The organism is Angustibacter sp. Root456 (assembly GCF_001426435.1).
In the GTDB taxonomy this organism is placed as follows: domain Bacteria; phylum Actinomycetota; class Actinomycetes; order Actinomycetales; family Angustibacteraceae; genus Angustibacter.
Window position 1 is genome coordinate 1 of record NZ_LMER01000010.1, and the last position, 3,753, is coordinate 3,753.

The 3,753-nt window shown below is 70.9% G+C and carries 3 protein-coding genes; all 3 read right to left on the minus strand.

Features of this window, described 5'->3' with window-relative positions:
• A partial coding sequence (locus ASD06_RS04730) for an MCP four helix bundle domain-containing protein (protein ID WP_200941889.1) occupies positions 1-765 on the minus strand: 765 nt, incomplete at its 3' end.
• Between the two features lie 17 nt (positions 766-782).
• Positions 783-1,202: a chemotaxis protein CheW gene (locus ASD06_RS04735; protein WP_056673974.1), complete on the minus strand. Its 420-nt coding sequence runs from the start codon at positions 1,200-1,202 to the stop codon at positions 783-785.
• Positions 1,199-3,517 (minus strand): chemotaxis protein CheW, encoded by a 2,319-nt coding sequence (locus tag ASD06_RS04740; protein WP_056673979.1) that lies wholly within the window; start codon positions 3,515-3,517, stop codon positions 1,199-1,201. Before ASD06_RS04740 ends, ASD06_RS04735 begins: the two co-directional genes overlap by 4 nt.
• Positions 3,518-3,753 lie beyond the last annotated feature (236 nt).

Below are 3,753 nucleotides of genomic sequence, written 5' to 3' on the forward strand. Positions count from 1 at the left end.
CCGCACATCGGCCCCCACCGTCAGATCACCCGAACCCATCGCCTCCAACGCCCCCTGCACCACACGCAGGCGACCGACGATCGCGTTGGCCACGATCACGGCCAGCGCCGTGGCCAGGGCCAGGCCGGCGACGACGACCAGGAGGATGAGCTTCACGCCCGCGGACTTGGTCGCCGCAGCGTCCTTGGCCACCTTGGCGGAGTATGCGTTCAGGGCCGCCGTGGCGTCGTCGAGGTCCGCGACGAACTTGTCGATCAGCGGCTGCGACTTGGTCTCGAGCAGCCCCGTGTAGGTGGCGTTGTCGCCACGCATGGCCGCGGGCAGCAGCTCGGAGTCCCGCAGCTGGCGCCAGGCGTTGAAGTCCTCCTTGAAGGCCGCCCAGCTCGGCATGATCTTCTCGCCGCCCGCGGCGTCGACCGCGTTGGCGGCGTCCTGCAGCTCAGCGTCGTTCTCGGCGATCTTCTTCTTGTAGTGCTCCTTCGCCGCAGGCGTCGACACCGCCGCGGTCTGCGCGATGAGCATGCGCGCCTTCAGCTGGTTCTGGTGCACGGTGCCGCGGTTCATCACCAGCGTCGACTGCACCTGCGCGATGCGCTGCGCCGAGGCACCCAGCTTGGTGAACGAGGTGACGGCGGTCGCCGCGACCCCGGCAGCCGTGAGGCCGAGCAGCACGACGATCGTGAGGATCTTCGTGCGCACGCCGCGGTTGACGAACAGTCCCGCCACGCCGTGGGCGGCGTGGTCGTCAGTGGCGAAGGTCGACATGGTGCTTCCTTGGGTGTTCAGACCGCTACGGCGCGGTCGGGGTCGAGGGCCAGCAGCAGCCGGCCGGGGAGCTTGTAGACGCCGAGCACGAGGTCCCGGCCGGTGTCCACCAGCGTGTCGGGCGGCGGTTCGAAGTCCTGCGGGTCGACGTCGACGACGTCGCCGATCGAGTCGACGAGCAGGCTGATCGGCTCGCCTGCCACGCGGATGACCACGACCATCGGCTCGACGCCGTCGCCGCGCTCCGACAGGCCGAGACGAGTACGCAGGTCGATGGCCGTGAGCACCTGCCCGCGAAGGTTCACCAAACCTGCCACCGCCGGCGGGGCGAGGGGCACGCGCGTGCGCGGCTGCGACCGCAGCACCTCCTGCACGCGATCGACATCGACCCCGTAGACGTGGCCGTCGAGGGTGAAGGTGGCCAGCTGGGCGCTCACCGGAGCACCTCCAGTTCCGGGGTCGCAGCATTCGGGTGGGACGCGAGGTCGTCGTGGTCGACCGTGAAGAACCGCGGGTCGGCGGCAAGGACCGCGGCGCGCACGTCGAGCAGCTCGACCACGTGGTCGCGGATCACGGCGGAGCCGACGAGCCCTTGGTCGTCGATGTCGCTGCGCACCTGCGTACCGTCGACGATGTCGCGGACCTCCTCGACGACGAGCGCCACGCTGCGCCCGCCGCTGGTGTAGACCACGAGCAGCAGGTGGTCGCCACCGCCCGTCGTCGTGGAGCGCAGGTGGTGGCCGAGACGCAGCAGGGGCAGGATCTCGCCGCGGTACTGGATCACCTCGCGCGACCCGACGCGCTCGACCTTCGAGGCGGCCACCTGCTCCAGGCGGGTCACCATCGACAGCGGGATCGCGACGTCTCGCCCGTCACCCACACCAGCCAGCAGCACCCGCTCGGCGTCCGCGTCGGCCAGCGAGTCGCCGTGCAGCTCCTGGTCGCGCTCGAGGGCGTCCGCGCGCAGCGCGTTCTTCGCCAGGGCCTGGACGTCGAGGATCAACGCCACCTGGCCGTCGCCCAGGATCGTCGCGCCCGAGTAGACGCCGATCGACTTCAGCCGCGTCGACAGCGGCTTGACCACGATCTCCTCGGTGTTGAGCACGCGGTCGACGACGAGCCCGAAGCGGCGCCCGTCCGCCTGCAGCACCGCGATGACGACGTGACCGTCGCTGCGCTCGGACTCCACGCCCAGCACCGACGACAGCCGCACCAGCGGCAGCAGCTGCCCCCGCAGCCGGTAGACCTCGGCCCCGCTCACGGTCTCGACCGCGTGGGCCGCGCGCTCGGCGTCCAGCGTCACCAGCTCCTGCAGGCTGACCTGCGGGATGGCGTACCGGTCGCCGGCGCACTCGATGGTCAGGGACGCGACGATGGCCAGGGTCAGCGGGATCCGCAGGCGGCAGGTGGTGCCGCGGCCCAGCGCGGAGTCGATCTCGATGGTCCCGCCGATGGCCTCGATGTTCGTCTTCACGACGTCCATGCCGACGCCGCGGCCCGAGACGTTCGTGACTGCCGCAGCCGTCGAGAACCCGGGGGCGAAGACGAGCTGCAGCAGCTCGGCCGTGGTCATCTGCGCCAGCTGCTCGGGACGGCGCAGGCCCTTCTGCAGCGCCTTGGCGCGGATCTTCTCCGGGTCGATGCCCGCGCCGTCGTCGGTGACCTCGACCACGACCTGACCGCCCTCGTGGAAGGCGCGCAACGTCAGCGTGCCCTCGGCCGGCTTGCCCGCGGCGACGCGGTCGGACGGCGCCTCGAGGCCGTGGTCGATGGCGTTGCGCACGAGGTGGGTCAGCGGGTCCTTGACCGCCTCGAGCAGCGTGCGGTCGAGCTCGGTCTCGCGACCGACCATCTCCAGGCGCACCTGCCTACCGCAGGCGGCACCCAGGTCGCGCACGACGCGAGGCAGCTTCGACCACAGGTGGTCGATCGGCTGCATGCGCGTCTTCATCACGCCCTCCTGCAGCTCGGACGCGATCAGGTTCAGCCGCTGCGACGCACGCAGCAGGTCGATGTCATCGAGCAGGCCGGCTTGGCGCACGATCTGGTTGCGGCTCAGCACGAGCTCGCCCACCTGACGCATCAGCGTGTCGAGCAGGTCGACGTCGACCCGGATCGACGCCTCGGCCACGTTGCGCTTGGGGCCCGAGGCAGCGGGTGCGTGGTCGTCAGGGGCGGCAACGGGCTCCAGGGGCACCGCCGGCATGACCGGCGCGATCAGCTCGACCTGTTCGACCTGCTCGACCGGCGCCACCTGCTCGACCGGCGCAGGCTGAGCGGGCGCCGTCTCAGCAGCCGGCTGCGCCTCGGGTGCGGGCTCGGGCTCGGGTGCGGGCTCGGGTGCGGCGGCCGGCTCGAGCACCGCGCCGCCGTCCAGCACCTGCTGGATCTGGCGGACCACCGCCTGCACGTCCACGGAGCCCTCGGTGCCGTCGACCTCGATCGCGGCGAGCAGCTCACGCACGCCGTCGACCATGGCGAGCAGCACGTCGGCGATCGGCGGCGTCATCACCAGCTTGCCGTCGCGCAGGCGGGCGAGGAGGTTCTCGCCGACGTGGGTCAGCGACTCCAGCCGGGAGAACGCCAGAAAGCCGCTGGTGCCCTTGATCGTGTGGATGGTGCGAAAGACGCTCGCGAGCAGGTCGCGTGAGCTCGGATCGCGCTCGAGCTCCACGAAGTCGCGGTCGAGCTGGTCCAAGTTCTCGTGGCTCTCGACCAAGAACTCCTGGACGATCTCGTCCGTGTCGTCCATCGCGTGTCTCCTGAAGGTCGTGGTGCTGTCGCCCCCTGTATCGGCGCTCCCGCACCCGACCTGAGACACACCCCTCGCCGTCCCGTGCACTTCGGACCCGACGTGTCCGGCTGAACGCCGCGAGGCGTGCACTTCGGATCCGAAGTGCACGCCTCGGGCGGCTGCGGGAGGGCGTGGGTCAGTAGGTGAAGCGGGCGATCTGGGTGCGCAGCTCGGCAGCCATGGCCGACAGCTCA